Annotated in this window: 17 protein-coding genes and 1 pseudogene; 15 read left to right on the forward strand and 3 right to left on the reverse strand. The window is 64.3% G+C overall.

Annotated features, from left to right (window positions below):
• The 3 genes from FQV39_RS05565 to FQV39_RS05575 are packed head-to-tail and all read left to right on the forward strand — an operon-like array spanning window position 1 to window position 3,164.
• Window positions 1-891 (forward strand): ABC transporter permease subunit, encoded by an 891-nt coding sequence (locus tag FQV39_RS05565; RefSeq protein ID WP_149129383.1) that lies wholly within the window; start codon window positions 1-3, stop codon window positions 889-891.
• A 44-nt stretch (window positions 892-935) separates the two neighbouring features.
• Window positions 936-1,676: a glycerophosphodiester phosphodiesterase family protein gene (locus tag FQV39_RS05570; protein WP_149129384.1), complete on the forward strand. Its 741-nt coding sequence runs from the start codon at window positions 936-938 to the stop codon at window positions 1,674-1,676.
• A 3-nt stretch (window positions 1,677-1,679) separates the two neighbouring features.
• The gene (locus FQV39_RS05575) at window positions 1,680-3,164 is read left to right on the forward strand and encodes a mannitol dehydrogenase family protein (protein WP_149129385.1); all 1,485 of its coding nucleotides are present in this window, start codon (window positions 1,680-1,682) and stop codon (window positions 3,162-3,164) included.
• Window positions 3,165-3,395: 231 nt separating this feature from the next.
• Here FQV39_RS05575 and FQV39_RS05580 read toward each other — a convergent pair whose 3' ends face one another.
• Entirely contained in the window at window positions 3,396-4,397 is a 1,002-nt protein-coding gene (locus FQV39_RS05580) for an AraC family transcriptional regulator (protein WP_149129386.1), read from the reverse strand.
• A gap of 244 nt (window positions 4,398-4,641) precedes the next feature.
• On the opposite strand from FQV39_RS05580, the gene FQV39_RS05585 reads away from it, so the two are divergent.
• From FQV39_RS05585 to FQV39_RS05600, 4 genes are all read left to right on the forward strand, one after another.
• Entirely contained in the window at window positions 4,642-4,854 is a 213-nt protein-coding gene (locus FQV39_RS05585) for a hypothetical protein (protein WP_149129387.1), read from the forward strand.
• A 47-nt stretch (window positions 4,855-4,901) separates the two neighbouring features.
• Entirely contained in the window at window positions 4,902-5,729 is an 828-nt protein-coding gene (locus FQV39_RS05590) for an acid phosphatase (protein ID WP_149129388.1), read from the forward strand.
• A gap of 186 nt (window positions 5,730-5,915) precedes the next feature.
• Window positions 5,916-6,929 carry a DUF1254 domain-containing protein gene (locus tag FQV39_RS05595; protein WP_210251174.1) on the forward strand — a complete coding sequence of 338 codons (1,014 nt, stop codon included), beginning with the start codon at window positions 5,916-5,918 and terminating at the stop codon, window positions 6,927-6,929.
• A 238-nt stretch (window positions 6,930-7,167) separates the two neighbouring features.
• Window positions 7,168-7,422 carry a hypothetical protein gene (locus tag FQV39_RS05600; protein ID WP_149129389.1) on the forward strand — a complete coding sequence of 85 codons (255 nt, stop codon included), beginning with the start codon at window positions 7,168-7,170 and terminating at the stop codon, window positions 7,420-7,422.
• Window positions 7,423-8,183: 761 nt separating this feature from the next.
• On the opposite strand, the gene FQV39_RS05605 is transcribed toward FQV39_RS05600, so the two are convergent.
• Entirely contained in the window at window positions 8,184-8,678 is a 495-nt protein-coding gene (locus FQV39_RS05605) for a hypothetical protein (RefSeq protein ID WP_149129390.1), read from the reverse strand.
• An 8-nt stretch (window positions 8,679-8,686) separates the two neighbouring features.
• Between FQV39_RS05605 and FQV39_RS05610 the strand changes: the two are divergent.
• The 8 genes and pseudogenes from FQV39_RS05610 to FQV39_RS33045 all read left to right on the forward strand — a co-directional run.
• Window positions 8,687-8,965, forward strand: a pseudogene (locus FQV39_RS05610) (3'-5' exonuclease); the annotation flags it as partial.
• A gap of 190 nt (window positions 8,966-9,155) precedes the next feature.
• Window positions 9,156-10,169 (forward strand): substrate-binding domain-containing protein, encoded by a 1,014-nt coding sequence (locus tag FQV39_RS05615; RefSeq protein WP_149129391.1) that lies wholly within the window; start codon window positions 9,156-9,158, stop codon window positions 10,167-10,169.
• 66 nt (window positions 10,170-10,235) lie between these two features.
• Entirely contained in the window at window positions 10,236-11,513 is a 1,278-nt protein-coding gene (locus FQV39_RS05620; protein ID WP_149129392.1) for an extracellular solute-binding protein, read from the forward strand.
• Window positions 11,514-11,593: 80 nt separating this feature from the next.
• Complete coding sequence (locus FQV39_RS05625; RefSeq protein ID WP_149129393.1) at window positions 11,594-12,448, forward strand: carbohydrate ABC transporter permease; 855 nt, start codon at window positions 11,594-11,596, stop codon at window positions 12,446-12,448.
• Complete coding sequence (locus tag FQV39_RS05630) at window positions 12,445-13,251, forward strand: carbohydrate ABC transporter permease (RefSeq protein WP_149129394.1); 807 nt, start codon at window positions 12,445-12,447, stop codon at window positions 13,249-13,251. The genes FQV39_RS05625 and FQV39_RS05630 overlap by 4 nt, the downstream gene beginning before the upstream one ends.
• A 10-nt stretch (window positions 13,252-13,261) precedes the next feature.
• Window positions 13,262-14,311 carry an ABC transporter ATP-binding protein gene (locus FQV39_RS05635; RefSeq protein ID WP_149129395.1) on the forward strand — a complete coding sequence of 350 codons (1,050 nt, stop codon included), beginning with the start codon at window positions 13,262-13,264 and terminating at the stop codon, window positions 14,309-14,311.
• A gap of 11 nt (window positions 14,312-14,322) precedes the next feature.
• Window positions 14,323-15,594, forward strand: a complete 1,272-nt coding sequence (locus FQV39_RS05640; protein WP_149129396.1) for an MGH1-like glycoside hydrolase domain-containing protein — start codon at window positions 14,323-14,325, stop codon at window positions 15,592-15,594.
• Between the two features lie 57 nt (window positions 15,595-15,651).
• Window positions 15,652-15,798: a hypothetical protein gene (locus tag FQV39_RS33045; protein WP_187640183.1), complete on the forward strand. Its 147-nt coding sequence runs from the start codon at window positions 15,652-15,654 to the stop codon at window positions 15,796-15,798.
• On the opposite strand, the gene FQV39_RS05645 is transcribed toward FQV39_RS33045, so the two are convergent.
• Window positions 15,785-17,248, reverse strand: a complete 1,464-nt coding sequence (locus FQV39_RS05645) for an HlyD family type I secretion periplasmic adaptor subunit (protein WP_149129397.1) — start codon at window positions 17,246-17,248, stop codon at window positions 15,785-15,787. The two genes, FQV39_RS33045 and FQV39_RS05645, sit on opposite strands and share 14 nt — an antisense overlap.

Below are 17,248 nucleotides of genomic sequence, written 5' to 3' on the forward strand. Positions count from 1 at the left end.
ATGAACGAACGTACGCCGATCCTCGACGCCGTGTGCCATCTCATCCTGCTGGTGGGCGCGGCGCTCGTCTGCCTGCCGATCTACTTCGTCTTCGTCACCGGTTCGCTCTCGCAGCCGGAGATCATGCGCGTGCCGATGTCCTGGCTGCCCGGCAACCAGTTCTTCGCGAACATGCAGACCGTGCTGAGCAACGCCAATTTCGGCCGGCTCTTGCTCAACTCCTTCATCATCGCAATCGGCATCACCGTCGGGAAGCTCGCGGTGTCTGTGATCGCGGCCTTCGCCGTCACCTATTTCCGCTTCCCCTTCCGGATGACCGCCTTCTGGCTGATCTTCATGTCGCTGATGCTGCCGATCGAGGTGCGCATCGTGCCGACCTACGAGTCGGCGGCGAACGTCGCCTTGCCGCTCAACATCCTCGGCTCCTGGCTCGGCATTCAGGCGCTGGTCGATCTCGACTGGAACCTGGTCAACACCTATTCAGGCCTGATCCTGCCGCTGATCGCCTCCGCCACGGCGACTTTCCTCTTCCGCCAATTCTTCCTCACCGTCCCTGACGAGCTCTGCGAGGCCGCGCGCATCGACGGCGCCAGCCCGTGGCAGTTCTTCCGGCTGATCCTGCTGCCCCTGTCGCGCTCGAACATTGTGGCGCTGGCGATCATCCTCTTCCTGATGGGCTGGAACCAGTATCTCTGGCCGCTACTGCTCACCACCGAGCCCGCCATGGCCAATGCCGTGATCGGCCTGAAGAAGTTGATGCCGCAGAGCGACTCGCTGCCGACCTGGCATCTCCTCATGAACGCGGCCTTCCTGACGATGCTGCCGCCCACTCTCGTCATCCTCATTCTCCAGCGCTGGTTCGTGAAAGGGCTGGTGGACAGCGGCAAATAATCGCCGGCAACTAACCCGCAAACAGGCAAGCAGGGCTCATCGACATGCGGATCATCGGTCATCGCGGCGCGCGCAACATCTGGGCGGAGAACAGCCTGAGCGGTTTCCGCAACGTCTGCGGCCTCGGCGTCGACGCCGTCGAGCTCGACGTGCATCTGTCGAGCGATGGCGAGATCATGGTGATCCACGACCCGCTGCTCGATCGCACCACCGATCACGAGGGGCCGGTCGCGCATTTGTCGCGCGAGGCCCTCGCCAAGGCGAAACTCGACGACACGCTTGGTGAGACGATCCCGACCCTGCCGGAAGTTCTCGACGTCTTCGGCCCGACCGGGATCGAGATCGAGATCGAGATGAAGATGGATGCCTTCGGCAATCCGTATCCCGGACTGCTCGACAAGGTCATCGCGCTGGTCGAGGCTCGCAAGATGGCGTCGCGCGTGGTGCTGACCTGCTTCGTCCCGGAGGTGATCGAGGAGATCCGGTCGAAGGCGCCGGGCATGCGCCGGCTCGCCTCAGTCGACCGCCGCTCCTGCGAGGCTTTCGGCGGCGTCGACCGAACCTTGCAGCGCTTCGTCGATCTCGGCTGCATCATCGCCGTCGAGCAGTCGCTGCTGCGGCTGACCGTCGACCGCGCCGTCAGCATCGTCGGGCGCGACAAGCTCGGTGCCTGGGTTCCCAACACCGTGCGCGAGCTCGACTTCTGGCTCGGCCAGCCGATCGCGCAGATCACCAGCGACCGCCCCGATCTCGCCTTGCAATTGCGCGCCGCAAGGAAGGCTTGAGCCATGGCGACGCGCCTGTCCCGCGCGGCGCTCGGGCAGCTCGGGCCGTCGGTCAGCACCCCCGGCTACCGACGGGAAGAGCTGAGCCCGAGCATCGTCCATATCGGAGTCGGCAATTTCCACCGCGCCCATCAGGCGGTCTATCTCGACGAGCTGTTCGAGCGCGGGCTCGACCGCGACTGGGCGATCATCGGCACCGGCGTGCGGAAGAGCGACGCCGAGATGGGCCGCGATCTCGCCGCCCAGGACTTCCTGACCACGGTGGTGACGCAGGAGGCGGAGCATTCGCAGGCGCGCGTCACTGGCGCGATGATCGATTTCGTTCCGCCGGGTGATTGCGAGGCGATCCTGCGCCGTCTCATCGATCCCCGCACGCGGATCGTCTCGCTGACCGTCACCGAAGGCGGCTACTATATCGACCCGGCGAAGCAGGCCTTCGACCCCGGCCATCCCGATATCGTTGCCGATGCTGCCGATGGCCTGGCACACCCTAAAACCGCCTTCGGCCTGATCGCCGCCGGGCTCTTGAGACGGCGCGCGGCCGGCCTGCCGCCCTTCACGGTGATGTCCTGCGACAACCTGCCGGGCAACGGCCATGTCACCGCGGACGCCGTTACCGGTCTTGTCGATCTCATCGATCGCGCCGACGCACTCTGGATTCGTGAAAACGTCGCCTTTCCCAACGGCATGGTCGACCGCATCACACCGGCAACATCGGATCGCGAGCGCCAGGTGCTGCGCGACGATTTCGGCATCGACGATGCCCGGCCGGTCTTCTGCGAGGACTTCCGGCAATGGGTGCTGGAGGATCGCTTCCCGGCCGGGCGCCCCTGGCTGGAGCAGGTCGGCGTGCAGTTCGTCGCCGATGTCGCGCCTTTCGAGCTGATGAAGATCCGCATCCTCAATGGCGGCCACGCGGCGATCGCCTATGCCGCGGGGCTGCTCGACATCCGCTTCGTCCATGAGGCGATGGAAGACGCGCAGATCGCGCGCTTCCTGTCGGCGCTCCTCGACGAGGAGGTCATCCCTATGGTTCCGCCGGTTCCGGACACTGATCTGGCGGATTACAAGCGCACGATCGAGCGGCGCTTCGCGAATCCGAAAATCGGCGATACGATCCGGAGGCTGTGCCTCGACGGCTCGAACCGCCAGCCGAAATTCATCCTGCCGACGCTGCGCGACGCGCTGCGGGCCGGCGGCCCGATCAACGGGCTCGCGCTCGTCAGCGCCCTGTGGTGCCGCTACTGCTACGGCGAGACCGAGAGCGGGCAAGCCATAGCGCCGAACGATCCGAGCTGGTCGCGGCTGACGATGCAGGCACGGCAGGCCAGGCTCGCTCCGGAAGCCTGGCTGAACATGAGAGATATCTATGGAAATTTGCTGGACGATCGACGTTTCCGAGACGCGTTCTGCTTGGCGCTGAAGCGAATTTGGCAGTCCGGAACCCGCTCAAGCATCGACGACTACCTCGTTTCGTGCGGCTCCTGATAGGGATCGCCTAAGTTTCAGGAAACTCACGAGCTCGACCAACGCCGAACTGACGCGATGGGCGTTGTGCTTGCTCTAAGCGCCCGTTGAGGACGCCCGCAGTGTCCGCTTCCGGCGCCTGGAAGCGGCGCGACCAACGCGCTCGTAGACATTGAGACGTCCGCCCTTTCGGCCATCGTGTTGAGTGCGGCGATAATCGCCTGACTAGCAGGCCGCCAGGCAAAATGCCTTTCAGCCCGGCCGCGATTGCTCGCGAAACTGACGCGGCGTCGCTCCTGAGATTCGCCGGAAGGCGCGGCTGAAATGCGCGGGATCGGTGTAGCCTGAGGAAAAGGCGACATCGATGATCCTGCAATCGGTGTCCCGCAGAAGCCTGCTCGCGTGCTCGTACCGCACCGTGTCGAGCACGTCCGAGTACGTAAGGCCCACATGGGCGAGCCTGCGTTGAAGTGTCCGCGTGGTGACGCCCGCGATCTCGGCGACGTCGCCAAGAGCGGTCGTTCCCTGCTCCAGATAGGCCGGCAACATCAGCTTGAGCAGTTCGACGATGTCATGGGCAGAAGCGCGGCCGTCGTGATCCTGCGGCGGCAGAAACGACGCGGTCGAACGATTGGGGAGACTGAGGAGCGTGATCGGCAGGCTGATCCAGGCGGCATTCTGGCCCGACAGAAACCGCACGCCAGGCCATGAGGATCGCGCCGCCGGGCTCGGCGCATAAGACGATTCAAAGGCGATCGCCGTCGGCATCCATTCAGGCCCAGCGAATTGGCGAACGATGTAGATCGAGAAAATATTTTGGATCCATTGCGCATACTTCAGATGCAGTAGCCCCCTTGTGCCGGCGAGCCTGCTGCAGACCCGCGCATGACACGCATCATGCTCGATCCACATGCTCAGAATGGTGTCTTCCCGCGACGCCCAATGGCAGGCGTGCCGGAGCGCGACGAGCAGTGTGGGGGAATGTGCGATCAAGGCGCGTGTCTTTTCCCTCAGATGGGAGAAATGCAGGCGTTGCGCGGCGAGGAAGCCGAAATCCTCGATGCCTTGGGTTCTCTGGGCGTTGTCGACGAAGCGCAGTGCCGGCAGGAGAGGAAGGTAGAGATCGCTCTTCTCGGCCAGAGACGATGGCAGCCGGGATCGCGCCAGAAGCGTCTCCGTCGGAGCGCCAATTTCGTCGAGGATGCTGACGAAGGGCAGCAGGAACTGGCCGCGCGTCAAGGGGATATCAGCCATCGGACCTCCCCGCGATCACAGGGTTGACGCTTTTCACAAGGCCGAATCTCGGGGAACTAGCGACCGGCGGGTTGAAGAATACCCGGCGGCGATTGTCGCGAAAAGGCAAGACGGGCGGGCTGCCCATGCACGAAATGCTCGCAACGACATTCGCCGGCCGATCGGGCCGCGATCGCGTGCTGCAGTGAGCTGGAAGCGCTCGTGCAGGTGCCGATAGGGCGGGCAAGGCAGGGGACAAGCAGCAATGTCAGGCGCAACGGTGCGCGATCTCGCCATCGGGCTTCGGCGCCCGCTCGCGCCTGACCAGGCAGGACCTGGGCAGCGTCAATTAGCCTGGAGCGAAAGCCTGACGCTGAAAGCCGGCTACCGGGCGCTCCACGTCGATTATCGCAACGGCGGCTTCTCGTACTACGTGACGCAGCACGCGCCCGCCGTCGCGGGAACATGCCGGTTCTGACCGGGGCTTTCATGAGTTCAGCCATGTCGAAAGGAATGGGAATGTCGATGACCGGGACTGCGGTTCGGGCCGCACATGTTTCCCTGCTTGCGCTGCTCGCGCTCTGCGGGCAGGCCCTGGCGCAGGCGGGCGAAGCGCAACCCAAGGTCACCGATCCGCATTTCAAGATCGCGCCGGGCTATCTCAAGCGGTCCGACCTGCCGAACAGCCTGGTCCTGCTCGGCCCGCCGCCCGAGACGGACTCGGCTGCGCTCGCCCGGGACGAGGAAGCACGCAAGGCGACGATCCTACTGCGAAGCACCGAGCGCTGGAAGCTCGCCCGTACCGATGCCGACCTCGCCTTTCCGCAGGCGGCCGACAACTTCTCCTGCGCGATGGGGGTCAGGATCGACAGCCAGCAGACCCCGCGCCTCTACGCGATGATGCAGAAGATGCTGTCGGATTTCGGCCTCTCCACCTATGGCGTGAAGAACAAATACAACCGGGTCCGCCCCTTCGTGGTTCACAACGAGGCGACCTGCCGGGCGGATCAGGAGGCCATTCTGCGGATTGACGGCTCCTATCCGTCCGGCCACACCGCTGCTGGCTGGGGCTGGGCTCTCGTCTTCGCGCAGATCAATCCCGAACGCGCGGATACGCTGCTCAAGCGCGGCATCGAGTTCGGACAGAGCCGCGTGATCTGCAACGCGCATTGGCAGAGCGATGTCGATGCCGGGCGGATCATGGGCGCGGCGACCGTTGCGCGGCTGCAAACCGACCCGACCTTCCTCGCCGATCTCAAGGCCGCGAAAGCAGAAGTGAAGGCAGCGAAGGCCAAGCGGGTGCCCTCGATCTCCGAATGCGCCGCGGAGGCTGCTGCACTGTCCGCGCGGTAACCGGGTCGGGGGGCGCTGCTGCGCCATGCCGGACTTTGGCTCGCCGCCGGAAACCGAAGATTCCTGGCTGAGCGGATCACGGGCATCCCCGCCCCAGAGCTGACGATCAGCCGAAGCATGGGCGCGGACCCATTCGGTCTTGCCCGATGAGCAAATGGATCAAAGACGCAAATGAGGTACCGTTCAATGCGAATGACGTTGGCCTACAGCCTGAGTTTCCTGGTTCTCGCGCCATGCGTGGCGTCCGCACAGCCGGTTCCGGTCAATGTCGACAACTTCAAGCGAGCCGAGTCCGATTTCTATATGGCCAAGACGGTCAACGACGGTGCCCTCGGCAAGTTCGTCCACAACAGGGCGCCGACGCCGATCGACAAGCAGCCCGTAGTCCGGATGAACCGGGATACGCTCTATTCCCAGGCGCTCTTCGACCTCGACGCCGGCCCGGTGACCATCACCCTTCCCGATGCCGGCAAGCGCTTCGTCTCGATGCAGGTCATCAACGAAGACCATTACACCCCGATGGTGGTCTACAAGCCGGGCCGCGCGACGCTCACCAGGGATAAGGTCGGCACCCGCTATGTCTTCGTTGCGGTCCGTATCCTTGTCGATCCCAACGACACCAAGGACCTCGCGCAGGTTCACGCTCTGCAAGATGCGCTGAAGGTGGAGCAGAAGTCGGTCGGTAAGTTCGAGGCCCCGAATTGGGACTTGGCTCAACAGAAGAAGATCCGCGAGGCGCTCGAAGCGCTGTCCGCCGCATCCGGCAGCTTCGCCAACGCCTTCGGCCCGAAGGGAAAGGTCGATCCGGTCAAGCACCTGATCGGCACGGCAGCCGGCTGGGGCGGCAACCCCGACAAGGACGCATCCTACCCCTCAGTGACCCCGGCCAAAAACGACGGCAAGACGGTTTACAAGCTCAGGGTCAAGGATGTCCCCGTCGACGCGTTCTGGTCGATCAGCGTCTATAACGACAAGGGCTTCTTCCAGAAGAACGATTACGACGCCTATTCGGTCAACAGCATCACCGGCAAGAAGAGCGCCGATGGCGCGATCAACATCCAGTTCGGCGGCTGCGACGGCAAGATCGCGAATTGCCTGCCGATTACGCAGGGGTGGAATTACACATTCCGGCTCTACCGTCCTCGCGCCGTGTTCCTGAACGGCAAATGGAAGATGCCGGAGGCGCAGCCTGCATCGTAGAAGTTCGTCCGTTCGGCCCGGCAAGCGGTGGTAACTCTCCACTGAATCTTGCCGTTTGATGGCGTTGCGTCGTCATGCTTGGCTTTCGGTCTTTGCGGCACAAACGAAATGGGCGCGCAGCCCCTGCCGCGGGTGCCAGCAGGTCACCAAACGCTAATTGCTTTCACGCCGAGACAGGCGTGTACTGTCTGTCGGCGTCTGGAGCCGCTACGGGCGCCGTCAAGGTGGGGACAGAGCAATGTATACCGGGAAAGGTACGCTCGTCCTTCGGGACGGGCAGACGCTCCCGCTCTCCTATCAATTTAGCAGCGACTACGACGATATCCGGGCTGGATACCTGTTCTGCGACACCTCGGACGTCGATCCTGCCGAGCTTGGCTACAGCCTGCGCATTATATGCGAGGACGGCATCCAGATTGACGTGGCAGTCATCCATTCCAGCGACCGATATCTCGCGGTCACGGGGCGAGTAGCGCCACTTGAGGCGGCCTGAACAACAAAAAACCCAGCCCTTTCGGAACCGGGCCGGGAACATCGGCTTGCGACCCCATTACTGACATCGGGTTGGGTCAAATCCGCAAAAGCGACTTCGGAGCGAAGCGATTGAATATAGCTCGCAATAGGAGGCGGGAAGATGAGAACGATTCAACGGGCATGCCTGCTGATCGCCAGCGGGATTTTGTTGTCGGGCTGCGCGGCGACACAATATAGGAGCACGGAGCTTGCTCCTGTCTGCGCTATTCCGGTCAATCGAACAGTCCAATCCATGTACTGGCTTGACTGCCTGTCGTTCTATTCGTCCTCCGACCCTTATTCGAGGCACTATTAGGAGGCGGTCGGGCGTTGGAGCCGCGGGAGCTTCGCGAGTGGATCGTGTCGCAGCGGATGAACCGGACCGGCGTGGAAGACGAGGATCGGGCCGCTAAAGGAGATGTTGCTTTAGGGCGATCGTGCACCCTCCCCCCGCGGCTACATGCCTTCGTAGGCTGTCCCAAGAAGACGTCTAGCGCTAGTTCCGGAATGTAACGATGGAGTTCGCCGTGCTGAAACGATGCGTCGCCGTGGTGTTCATCCTCCTTGGGCCAGTCGGTTGTGTCACACAAGATACCGTTCCCAGCAGAAGAGCGGATGGGCCGGCCTACATGCAGCCAGGCGTTGGCGCGCCTGCTCGTCAGACGGACATGTTTGGGAATGCCTTTCGTTAGTTGAAGAAGGGTCCATAACTGACGGCACTGCTTCGCCCCCGAGACGGATCTACGGAAAAACGCCGCACTGACGTATCAGCTCCGGCGATCGCGAAATCAGGCCTGACGGTTCGTCGGGGTAAGCCACGGCGAGGGCAGGATGGCGCGCCCCTTGCTGTCGAACATGGTCCCATTGTGCCGGTCGAGCTCGGGGGGCCAGGAGCAGAGGAACGATCTGTTCGGCGTAGCCCTCCGCCGACTTGGCGAAGGCCCTCGAGAGGCCCTCGAGGAGGTGGTAGAGCCAGTTCTTGCCACCGAACAGCTTGCCGCGAATGTCGGTTTTCACGAACCCGGGGTTCATCCCATAGGTGGAGAAGTTCGGAAACCGCTCGGCTGCATCGAGCACAAGGGCCTCGTTGCCCGCAACCGGGTTCATGTGGGCAGACATGCGGCCGTAGCCGCGCTCGGAGTTGATATCCTCGGTGTTGGCCTTCTGGTTCGTGCCCGGAAAGCCCCAGATGAACACGCGCGGCTTCTTGCCGGCGGCCCTCGGCTGTTGACCCAAGCGGCCACGATCTCGGCGCGGGTGCCAAAGACGAGATCGAGCAGGAGCGACGCTTGCTCTATGTCGCGATGACGCGCGCCAAGGACGACCTTCATCTCGTCGTGCCACAGCGCTTCTTCGCCCACGGACAGTCCGCGACCGGCGATCGACATGTCTACGCCAACCGTACGCGTTTCATTCCCAATGCCCTTCTGGGGCAATTCGAGCGGACAGCTTGGCCGCACGCTCCCAGCGTAGGTCCAGAACGCGTGCCGAGCGGTGGCCCGAAGATCGATGTGCGAGCCTAGATGCGCGGGATGTGGCGATGATTGATCAGGCCGATAGCTGACCGCACAGATCGAGATCGAAGTCGCGATGGGTGATTTCGACGAGCGCTTGCGTGAGGCCAACAGCTGCAGCGGGGCTTCTCTGCTCGCCGCCCAAGGTTGACTCCTCGCATTGATCTACTAACGTTCCAAAACGTTTTGGAGACCGTTTTTGAGCTCTCTGAAGGCCCTTGCGCAGCGTCTTGGGCTCTCGATCACCACGGTGTCGCGGGCCCTCGACGAATATCCGGATGTCGCTCCAGCGACGCGCGAGCGCGTTCAGCGCGCCGCGCGCGAAGCCAATTATCGCCCTCACAGCGCCGCCCGCCGCCTGCGCAAGGGAACGGGTGAGACGGTCGCCTTCATCATGCCGGCGCAACCCGGACATTTTCACGAGCCAGTCTTCGCGGAATTGCTGGCAGCGGTCGGGGAAAAACTCGCGGCTGAGCAGCATGATCTCATCCTGCTCGCTGCCCGCCCCGGCCTCGAGGAAATGGCGACCTACCGTCGACTGGTGGAGAGCGGCCGGGCCGACGCCTTCATCATCGCCCGCACGCGCCACCATGACGAGCGCGTGGCCTATCTCGAGGCGAAAGGCGTTCCCTTCATCTGCCACGGCCGAACCGAGACGAAACAGCCCTATGCCTTCGTGGATGGTGACGGCGAAGCGGGCTTCAAAGCGCTGACGAGGCGCCTCATCAGGCTGGGCCATCGCCGGGTCGCGCATTTGTCGGCACCGTCCTATCTCACCTTCGCGACGCTGCGCGCCGCCGGCTGGCGGCAGGCGATGACCGAAGGCGGCCTTGAGGAGGCCGCGCAGCAGTTGCTTGTCGAGGGCGAACCGACCGAAGCGGACGGCCATCGCCTCGCCGCCGAGCTGCTGGCAGGAGCCCAGCCGCCCACGGCGCTGGTCTGCGCCACCGACCGGATGGCGCTCGGCGCAATGCAGGCGGTTGCCGAGGCGGGCCTCACCATCGGCCCCGACATAGCGGTCACCGGCCACGACAACATTCCGGCCGCCTCCTATGCGCGGCCGGGTCTGACCACCATGGAACTGCCACCGGCGCAAGTCGGCGCGCGACTCGCCGCAATGGTCCTTGCACGCCTGGGCGGAGGCGATCCGCGCGAGCTCTCGGCCGTGCTGGGCCTGCGCCAGATACCGCGGGGTTCGAGCGGCGAAACCTAAGGCTTCGAGCCTGGACTGAAGCGGTCGGCACGGGCTGCGTGGAAACAAACACAGAGGGAGGATACGATGAAATCCATTCTGGTAAGCGCAGGCGCTGGCGCAATCCTGTTCACGGCGAGCCTCGCCGCCGCGCAGGACGTCAACTTCCTGTCGACGCAGCTGCGGCCAGTCGAGGAAGCACAGAAGGTCCGCCAGGTCCTGCTCAAGGGTGTTCCGGGCAAGGTGTCCTATCTCGTGGAGGAGCCGCCGCAATTCGACGTGCGCATGAAGGCCGAGGGCAAGGCCGGCAAGCGCACGATCAGCCTCGCCGGGGCGCTGCATGGCGAATTGCAGCCGCTCGTCACCTCCGGCGATATTGAGCCGATCGATGACGTCGTCGCCAAGCTCGCCGATCGCGGCATCCCGCAGGGGCTGATGGAACTCGGCAAGCTCGGCACCGGCAAGCAGGTTTATATCCCGTGGATGCAGGCGACCTACATCATGGTCGCGCGCAAGGAGGCGCTCGCCTCGCTGCCGGCCGGCGCCGACGTCAACGCGCTGAGCTACGACCAGCTTGAAGCCTGGGGCAAGGCGCTGACCGAGAAGACCGGTAAGCGCCTGATCGGTTTCCCGGCCGGGCCGAAGGGGCTGATGCCGCGCTTCTACCAGGGCTATCTCTACCCCTCCTTCACCGGTGGTGTGGTGACGCCGTTCCGCTCGGCCGAGGCCGAGGCGATGTGGGGCCAGTTCAAGCGCCTCTGGCAGTACGTCAACCCGAACTCGACCAGCTATGACTTCATGCAAGAACCGCTGATGGCCGGCGAGGTCTGGGTGGCGTTCGACCATGTCGCGCGGCTGAAGGACGCGCTGGTGCAGGAGCCGGACAAATACGTGACCTTCCCGGCGCCGGCCGGTCCGAAGGGCCGTGGCTACATGCCGGTCGTCGCCGGCCTCGCCATCCCGAAGGGCGCGCCCGACCGGGCGGGAGCCATCGCGGTGATCGAACATCTGAGCAAGCCCGAGACGCAGGTGAAGACCGCGGCCGAGGTCGGCTTCTTCCCGGTGGTGAAGGCCGATCTGCCAGCCGATCTCTCGCCGGGCATCAAGCTGATCGCCGAAGGCGTCGCCAAGACGCAAGGGGCGAAGGACGCGTTGCCGGCGCTGCTGCCGATCGGGCTCGGCGACAAGGGGGGCGAGTTCAACAAAGTCTTCTCCGACAGCTTCCAGCGCATCGTGCTGCGCGGTGAGAACCCGCGCGTGGTGCTCGATGCACAGGCCGCGGTGCTCAAGGGCCTGATGGAGACGACGAAGGCACCGTGCTGGGCGCCTGACAAGCCAAGCGAGGGCGCCTGCCCGGTGAACTGAACAGCTGAACCGTTCCTCCCATTGGGCGGCTTTCAGGCCGCCCACTTTTCCCGATCCTTCCACCCTCCGCCGGGATTGCCATGAAGCGAGCGCAGTCGCGAGCCCTCCCCTATCTGCTGCTGGCGCCGTCGCTGGTCTTCCTGGCGGCGATCTTCCTGCTGCCGCTGGTGCAGACGATCGCATTGTCCTTCAGCGAGGGCGGGGTAGCCTCGCTCGGCAATTACCGGCGCATGGTTTCCGACCTGAATTTCGGCTTGGCGCTGCGCGACACTTTCCTGCTCGTCCTCGTGGTCGTCCCGATCCAGCTCGCTCTCGCCCTCGGGATGAGCGTGATGATCGAGAAGATCGGCCGTGGGCGCGATCTTGTGCTCTGGGTCTGGACAATCCCGCTCGGCGTCTCCGATCTCGCCGCGGGCCTGGTCTGGCTCGCGATCCTGCAGGATCGCGGCTATCTCAACAGCGCGCTCTACGGGCTCGGGCTGATCGACGGGCCGACCGCCTGGCTGACCTATGAGACGCCCGGCACGCTCTTCCTCGGCGTCGTCCTGGCCGAGATCTGGCGCGCCACGGCGATCGTGCTGGTCATCCTGGTCGCCGGGCTCCAGCTCATCCCGAAGGAATATCGCGAGGCGGCCGAAGTCTTCGGCGCGAAGCCCTGGACGATATTCAGCCGCATTACCCTGCCGCTGCTCAAGCCCAGCATCCAGACGGCGCTGATCCTGCGCACCGTGCTCGCCTTCGAGGTCTTCGCGGTGGTCTACGCCATCGGCGGCACGAATTTCCCGGTGCTCGTCGGCGAGGCCTACACCTGGCAGAACGCCAACCAGAACACCGGCGTCGCGGCCGCCTATGCGATGCTGATCGTCGTGATCTCGCTCGCCGCGACGGCGATCTATCTGCGGGCGCTGCGCGTCCCGGCGGACCAGCAGCCATGAGCGGACTGAAGCGCACCGTCTTCTCGACCGGCGTCGTCGCGTTATGCGCCTGGGTGCTGGTGCCGATCTGGCTGATCGCGCTCGGCGCCTTGGGCGGGCGCAGTGGCGTCTTCCGCTGGCCGAAATCGCTGTGGCCGGGCGATGCCTCGTTCGCCGCCCTGCAGACTTTCATCGCCGTCGAGGGCGTCTGGCCGGCGATGGTGAACAGCATCATTGCGGCGCTCACCTGCATGGCCCTCTCGATCGGGCTCGGCGCGCCGGCCGGCTATGCCCTGGCGCGCTTCTCCTTCCGCGGCCAGAACGCCTACCGCCTGCTGATCCTGCTGACCCGCGCCTTTCCGCTCGCCATCCTTGCGCTGCCGCTGACGGTCTCCTTCATCCGTATCGGGCTCTACGACACCGCTTTCGGCGTCGGCCTCGTGCACACGGCGCTGGCGTTGCCTTTCGCCGCGCTGGTCTCCGCCAGCCTGTTCCAGGCGATCCCGCGCGAGCTGGAGGAGGCAGCCTGGGTCTTCGGCTGCAGCCGCTGGCAGGCCTTCCGCAAGGTCGTGCTGCCGCTGGCGCTACCCGGCATCGCGGCGGCGGCGATCTTCGCCTTCGTCATCTCCTGGAACGAGGTCTTCGCCGCCTCCGTGCTCTCGGTGAAGAACCGCACCCTCACCGCCTATCTCCTCACCGTGCTGGCGGAGTCACCACTGCATTTCCGCTTTGCCGGCGGCTTCCTGCTGATCCTGCCCTCGCTCGCCTTCATCTTCGCGGTTCGGAAATACCTGTTCGCGATGTGGGGCATCGCCAACCGCTGACGGGGACCAAATGGCCGAGATCACCATCGACGGTATCGCCAAATCCTTCGGCGCGACGCGCGCGCTGGAGCAGATCGACCTCAGCGTCGCCGACGGCGAGTTCGTGGCCCTGCTCGGCCCGTCCGGCTGCGGCAAGACCACGCTGTTGCGGATCATCGCCGGGCTGGAGAGCGCCAGCAGCGGTCGCATCGTCATCGGCGGACGGGATCTCACGGAGGTGCCGACGCGCCGGCGCGGGCTCGCTATGGTGTTCCAGAACTACGCCGTCTTCCCGCATATGAACGTCTACGAGAATGTCGGCTTCGGGCTGCGCATGCAGGGAGCCGACGAGGCGCGGATCAAGGCGCAGGTCGGCAAGGCGGCGGAGCTCTTGCACATCACCCCCTATCTCGACCGCTATCCGGCAAAGCTCTCCGGCGGGCAGCGCCAGCGCGTCGCGGTCGCCCGCGCGCTCGCGGTCGAGCCGCCGGTGCTGCTGATGGACGAACCACTCTCCAATCTCGACGCGCTATTGCGGCTCGAAATGCGTGCGGAGCTCAAGGCCGTGCTGCGCGAGGCCTCCACCACGACGATCTACGTCACCCACGACCAGACCGAGGCGATGGGCCTCGCCGACCGGATCGCGGTGATGCATGGCGGGCGCATCGAGCAGATCGACCGGCCGACCGAAGTCTATGAACGCCCGGCAACGACCTTCGTCGGCGGCTTTGTCGGTAGCCCGCCGATGAACTTCCTGCCTGTTTCCGTTGCTGACGCGCGGCTGGAGCTGGCCGGCTCGAGCTTGCCGGCGCCGAAGACCTCCGGCGACCTGCTGATGGGCATCAGGGCCGAGGACCTGATGCCGGTCGCCGCCGGCGAGGGCCTGCCCTTCGATATCGCGGTGGTGGAGCCCCTCGGCGCGCATGACCTCATCACCGGCCGCAGCGGACCGACGCTGCTGCGCGTCGCAGCTCCGGCCGGTAGCGGCCACAAGCCGGGCACGCGCATCGGCCTCAAGCCTGATCCGAAACGACTGGTCTGGATGGACCCCGCATCCGGCCGGGCGATCCCGACGCAATGACGGACCTGACCATGACGACGATCGATATCGAGGCGGCCCGCGCCATCCTGCGCGCCAATGACCGCGGCGGCTATACCGTCCCGACCGACCGGCTCTACCCGTTCCAGTGGAACTGGGATTCGGCCTTCGTCGCGCTGGGCTGGGCCACCTTCGACGAGGAACGCGCCTGGCGTGAGCTGGAGCGGCTGGTTGAAGGCCAGTGGGATGACGGCATGGTGCCGCACATCGTCTTCCATGCGCCGAGCGACGACTACTTCCCGGGACCGGACGTCTGGCGGACCCGTCATGCCATCCCGACCTCGGGCATCACCCAGCCGCCGGTCTTCGCGACCGCGCTGCGCCGCGTCTTCGAGATCGCGCAGCGCCCGGATGCTAAGGCGCGCGCCGCCCGGCTCTACAGATGCGCGCTCGCCTCGCATGACTGGTGGGAGCAGGCCCGCGACCCGGAGGGAACCGGGCTCGTCGCCATCCTGCATCCCTGGGAATCGGGCATGGACAACAGCCCGGCCTGGGACGAGGCGATGGCACGACTGACGATCGCCCCGACGACGCCGATCCGGCGCCGCGACACCTCCCATATCGGCGCTGACATGCGCCCACGCGACGAGGACTATCGCCGCTTCATCGCGCTGGTCGACCTTTATGCCGGGCTCGGCTGGGAACCCGCGGCGATGTGGCGGGCTTCCCCCTTCAAGCTCGTCGACGTGGCGACCAATGCCATCCTGCACAAGGCGGAAGAGGACCTGCTGGTGCTGGCCGAGCAGTTCGGCACTCCGGCAGAATGCAGCCGGATCGAGGCGCGGATGGCGCGCCGGGCCGCGGCTTTCGCCGGGCTTTGGAACCAGGACCGGCGAATCTACCAGGCGCGTGACCTCGGCACGAACAAGACAGTCGAAGCCTCCACTTCGGCCGGCCTGTTGCCGCTGTTCGCCGGCATCCCCGCGGCCGGACAAGCAGCCGACCTCGCCGATGAGCTGGAAAGCTGGCTCGTCAGGGCGCCCTATCCGGTGCCGAGCACCTCGCCGCTCGATCCTCGTTTCGAGCCGAAGCGGTACTGGCGCGGTCCCGTCTGGGCAGTCGTGAACTTCATGATCGCCGAGGGCTTCGAGCGATACGGGCACGCGGCACTGGCCAGCCGAATCCACGTTGCGACACAAACCCTGATACGGGATGGCGGCGTCGCCGAGTATTTCGACCCGACCTCCGGCGAAGGATTGGGCGGCGGCCGCTTTTCCTGGACCGCGGCCATCGGATTGCTGCTAGCCGAACGGCAAAGCGATTGATGACATCCTTTGTCGAGCTGTGTGTGATCCGCGAAGGGACTGGGGCTCGTCGCCCACATGCTGAACTTCGACTACGAGATGCGCTCGGTGCCTGAGGCGTTCGATGGCATCCCGAAGCTCATGATCCAGAAGGAGGTGCAGCAATACATCGATCACATTCAGAGGTCACCTTCAGGCGGGTCAGCCATCCCTATTTCTGCCTGAAGGCGCGATGAAATGACATCGTCAAAGGGCCGACGATGTAATCAAAGGCCGTTCGCTCTATCGTCTGAATGATGACATTCGCCGGCATTCCCGGATAAAGCTTGATCTGCGGCAGTTCGGTCAGCTGATGATCATCCAATTTGATTTCTGCAGTGTAGTACGGTGACCCGGTCTTATTATCGAGAAGCCTGTCGGCGGAGACCCTCAAGACCGTACCCCGGACAACTGGAGTTATTCTCTGCTTGTAGGCTGTAAGATGGATATCAGCTTGCATGTCGGGGTGGACGTCGCTGATGTCTTCGACTGCGATCTGAGCCTCGACAACCAGCGAATCCTGCTCCGGTACCAGATCCAGGATTTTCTCACCCCGCACGATGACGCCGCCAACGGAGAAGACGTTCAATCCGACCACCTGTCCGGCGTAGGGGGCGCGTATCTCGGAGCGGGATAAAACAGCTCGGGCATGATTGAGGCGCGATAGCGTCTCCAGTTCCTTGGCCTGCGTGTCCTTCAGCTCCTTCGAAACGTCTGAGACCCGTTCATTGTCCAGCTGGACGATTTGCTGCTGCTGCTCCGCGATCGCCTGGCGCGCTTTAGCAATTCCGGCGACCGTATCTGCCGCCTGACCCTCGAGCTGCGAGCCCGTGCGTTCCAATTGGAGGCGGCGAGGCATCGAAATCAGCCCCTTCTCAACCAGAGGAGCAATGCTCGCGATCTCCTTCCGAACCGACTGGAGCTGCGCCTGGTAGGCCTTGGCTTGAGCTTCGCTGCCTTTGATCTGGGCCTCGTACTGAGCAATTCGTTCCCGAATGACGCTTCGCTGCCCTTCCAGCGCAGCTCGGCGACTTTCCATCTGCTGAACCTGCCCAGTCCAGATATTTGCGACGTCGGGATCGTTTCGTTGTGCGGCGCTCAGGTCCGCCGGCATGACCAGCGTTGCGCCTCTCGCCAACTCTGCTTTCAGCCGCTCGCCAGTTGCGCGCAGCAAATAGTGCTGCTGCAGCAGAACCTGAAATTCAGCGCGCGCCTGGGTGTCGTCCAAAAGGATCAGCAAATCGCCGATTTTGACGCGGTCACCTTCCTTGACGGACAGTCCCTTGACGATGCCGCCATCCAAATGTTGGACGCTTTTGCGGTTTCCTTCCACTTTGACAACGCCATTGGCGACCACGGCGCCATTCAGCGGTGCGAACAATGCCCATCCACCGAGCGCTCCGAAAAACAGGAGAATCACCAGCCAGCCGAAAAGGGCTGGCTCCCGGATCGAGTCGCTGGGTTGCAAGTCGCTTGGATCATTGGCGTCGGCACGCGCGGCCGTGACCGACTGTCGCTGCTGAAGCGCCGCTATCCGTGCAGCCGACTCCTCGCGCCCGGCTTCGTCTCGTTGCCGGAAACGCTCATCAAGATGCTTGCGCAAGGGAACCAGGATCTTCGAGTCGAGCAAGGTCAT

Source organism: Bosea sp. F3-2, assembly GCF_008253865.1.
In the GTDB taxonomy this organism is placed as follows: Bacteria; Pseudomonadota; Alphaproteobacteria; order Rhizobiales; family Beijerinckiaceae; genus Allobosea.

What these genes read in the sequence shown, in the direction of transcription:
- FQV39_RS05600 (WP_149129389.1), top strand. Translation starts at nt 7,168, where the DNA reads ATGTATACCGGGAAAGGTACGCTCGTCCTTCGGGACGGGCAGACGCTC.
- FQV39_RS05590 (WP_149129388.1), top strand. Translation starts at nt 4,902, where the DNA reads ATGACCGGGACTGCGGTTCGGGCCGCACATGTTTCCCTGCTTGCGCTG.
- FQV39_RS05625 (WP_149129393.1), top strand. Translation starts at nt 11,594, where the DNA reads ATGAAGCGAGCGCAGTCGCGAGCCCTCCCCTATCTGCTGCTGGCGCCG.
- FQV39_RS05645 (WP_149129397.1), bottom strand. Translation starts at nt 17,248, where the DNA reads ATGACCTTGCTCGACTCGAAGATCCTGGTTCCCTTGCGCAAGCATCTT.
- FQV39_RS05585 (WP_149129387.1), top strand. Translation starts at nt 4,642, where the DNA reads ATGTCAGGCGCAACGGTGCGCGATCTCGCCATCGGGCTTCGGCGCCCG.
- FQV39_RS05580 (WP_149129386.1), bottom strand. Translation starts at nt 4,397, where the DNA reads ATGGCTGATATCCCCTTGACGCGCGGCCAGTTCCTGCTGCCCTTCGTC.
- FQV39_RS05635 (WP_149129395.1), top strand. Translation starts at nt 13,262, where the DNA reads ATGGCCGAGATCACCATCGACGGTATCGCCAAATCCTTCGGCGCGACG.
- FQV39_RS05620 (WP_149129392.1), top strand. Translation starts at nt 10,236, where the DNA reads ATGAAATCCATTCTGGTAAGCGCAGGCGCTGGCGCAATCCTGTTCACG.
- FQV39_RS05595 (WP_210251174.1), top strand. Translation starts at nt 5,916, where the DNA reads ATGCGAATGACGTTGGCCTACAGCCTGAGTTTCCTGGTTCTCGCGCCA.
- FQV39_RS05565 (WP_149129383.1), top strand. Translation starts at nt 1, where the DNA reads ATGAACGAACGTACGCCGATCCTCGACGCCGTGTGCCATCTCATCCTG.
- FQV39_RS05640 (WP_149129396.1), top strand. Translation starts at nt 14,323, where the DNA reads ATGACGACGATCGATATCGAGGCGGCCCGCGCCATCCTGCGCGCCAAT.
- FQV39_RS05630 (WP_149129394.1), top strand. Translation starts at nt 12,445, where the DNA reads ATGAGCGGACTGAAGCGCACCGTCTTCTCGACCGGCGTCGTCGCGTTA.
- FQV39_RS05575 (WP_149129385.1), top strand. Translation starts at nt 1,680, where the DNA reads ATGGCGACGCGCCTGTCCCGCGCGGCGCTCGGGCAGCTCGGGCCGTCG.
- FQV39_RS05570 (WP_149129384.1), top strand. Translation starts at nt 936, where the DNA reads ATGCGGATCATCGGTCATCGCGGCGCGCGCAACATCTGGGCGGAGAAC.
- FQV39_RS33045 (WP_187640183.1), top strand. Translation starts at nt 15,652, where the DNA reads ATGCTGAACTTCGACTACGAGATGCGCTCGGTGCCTGAGGCGTTCGAT.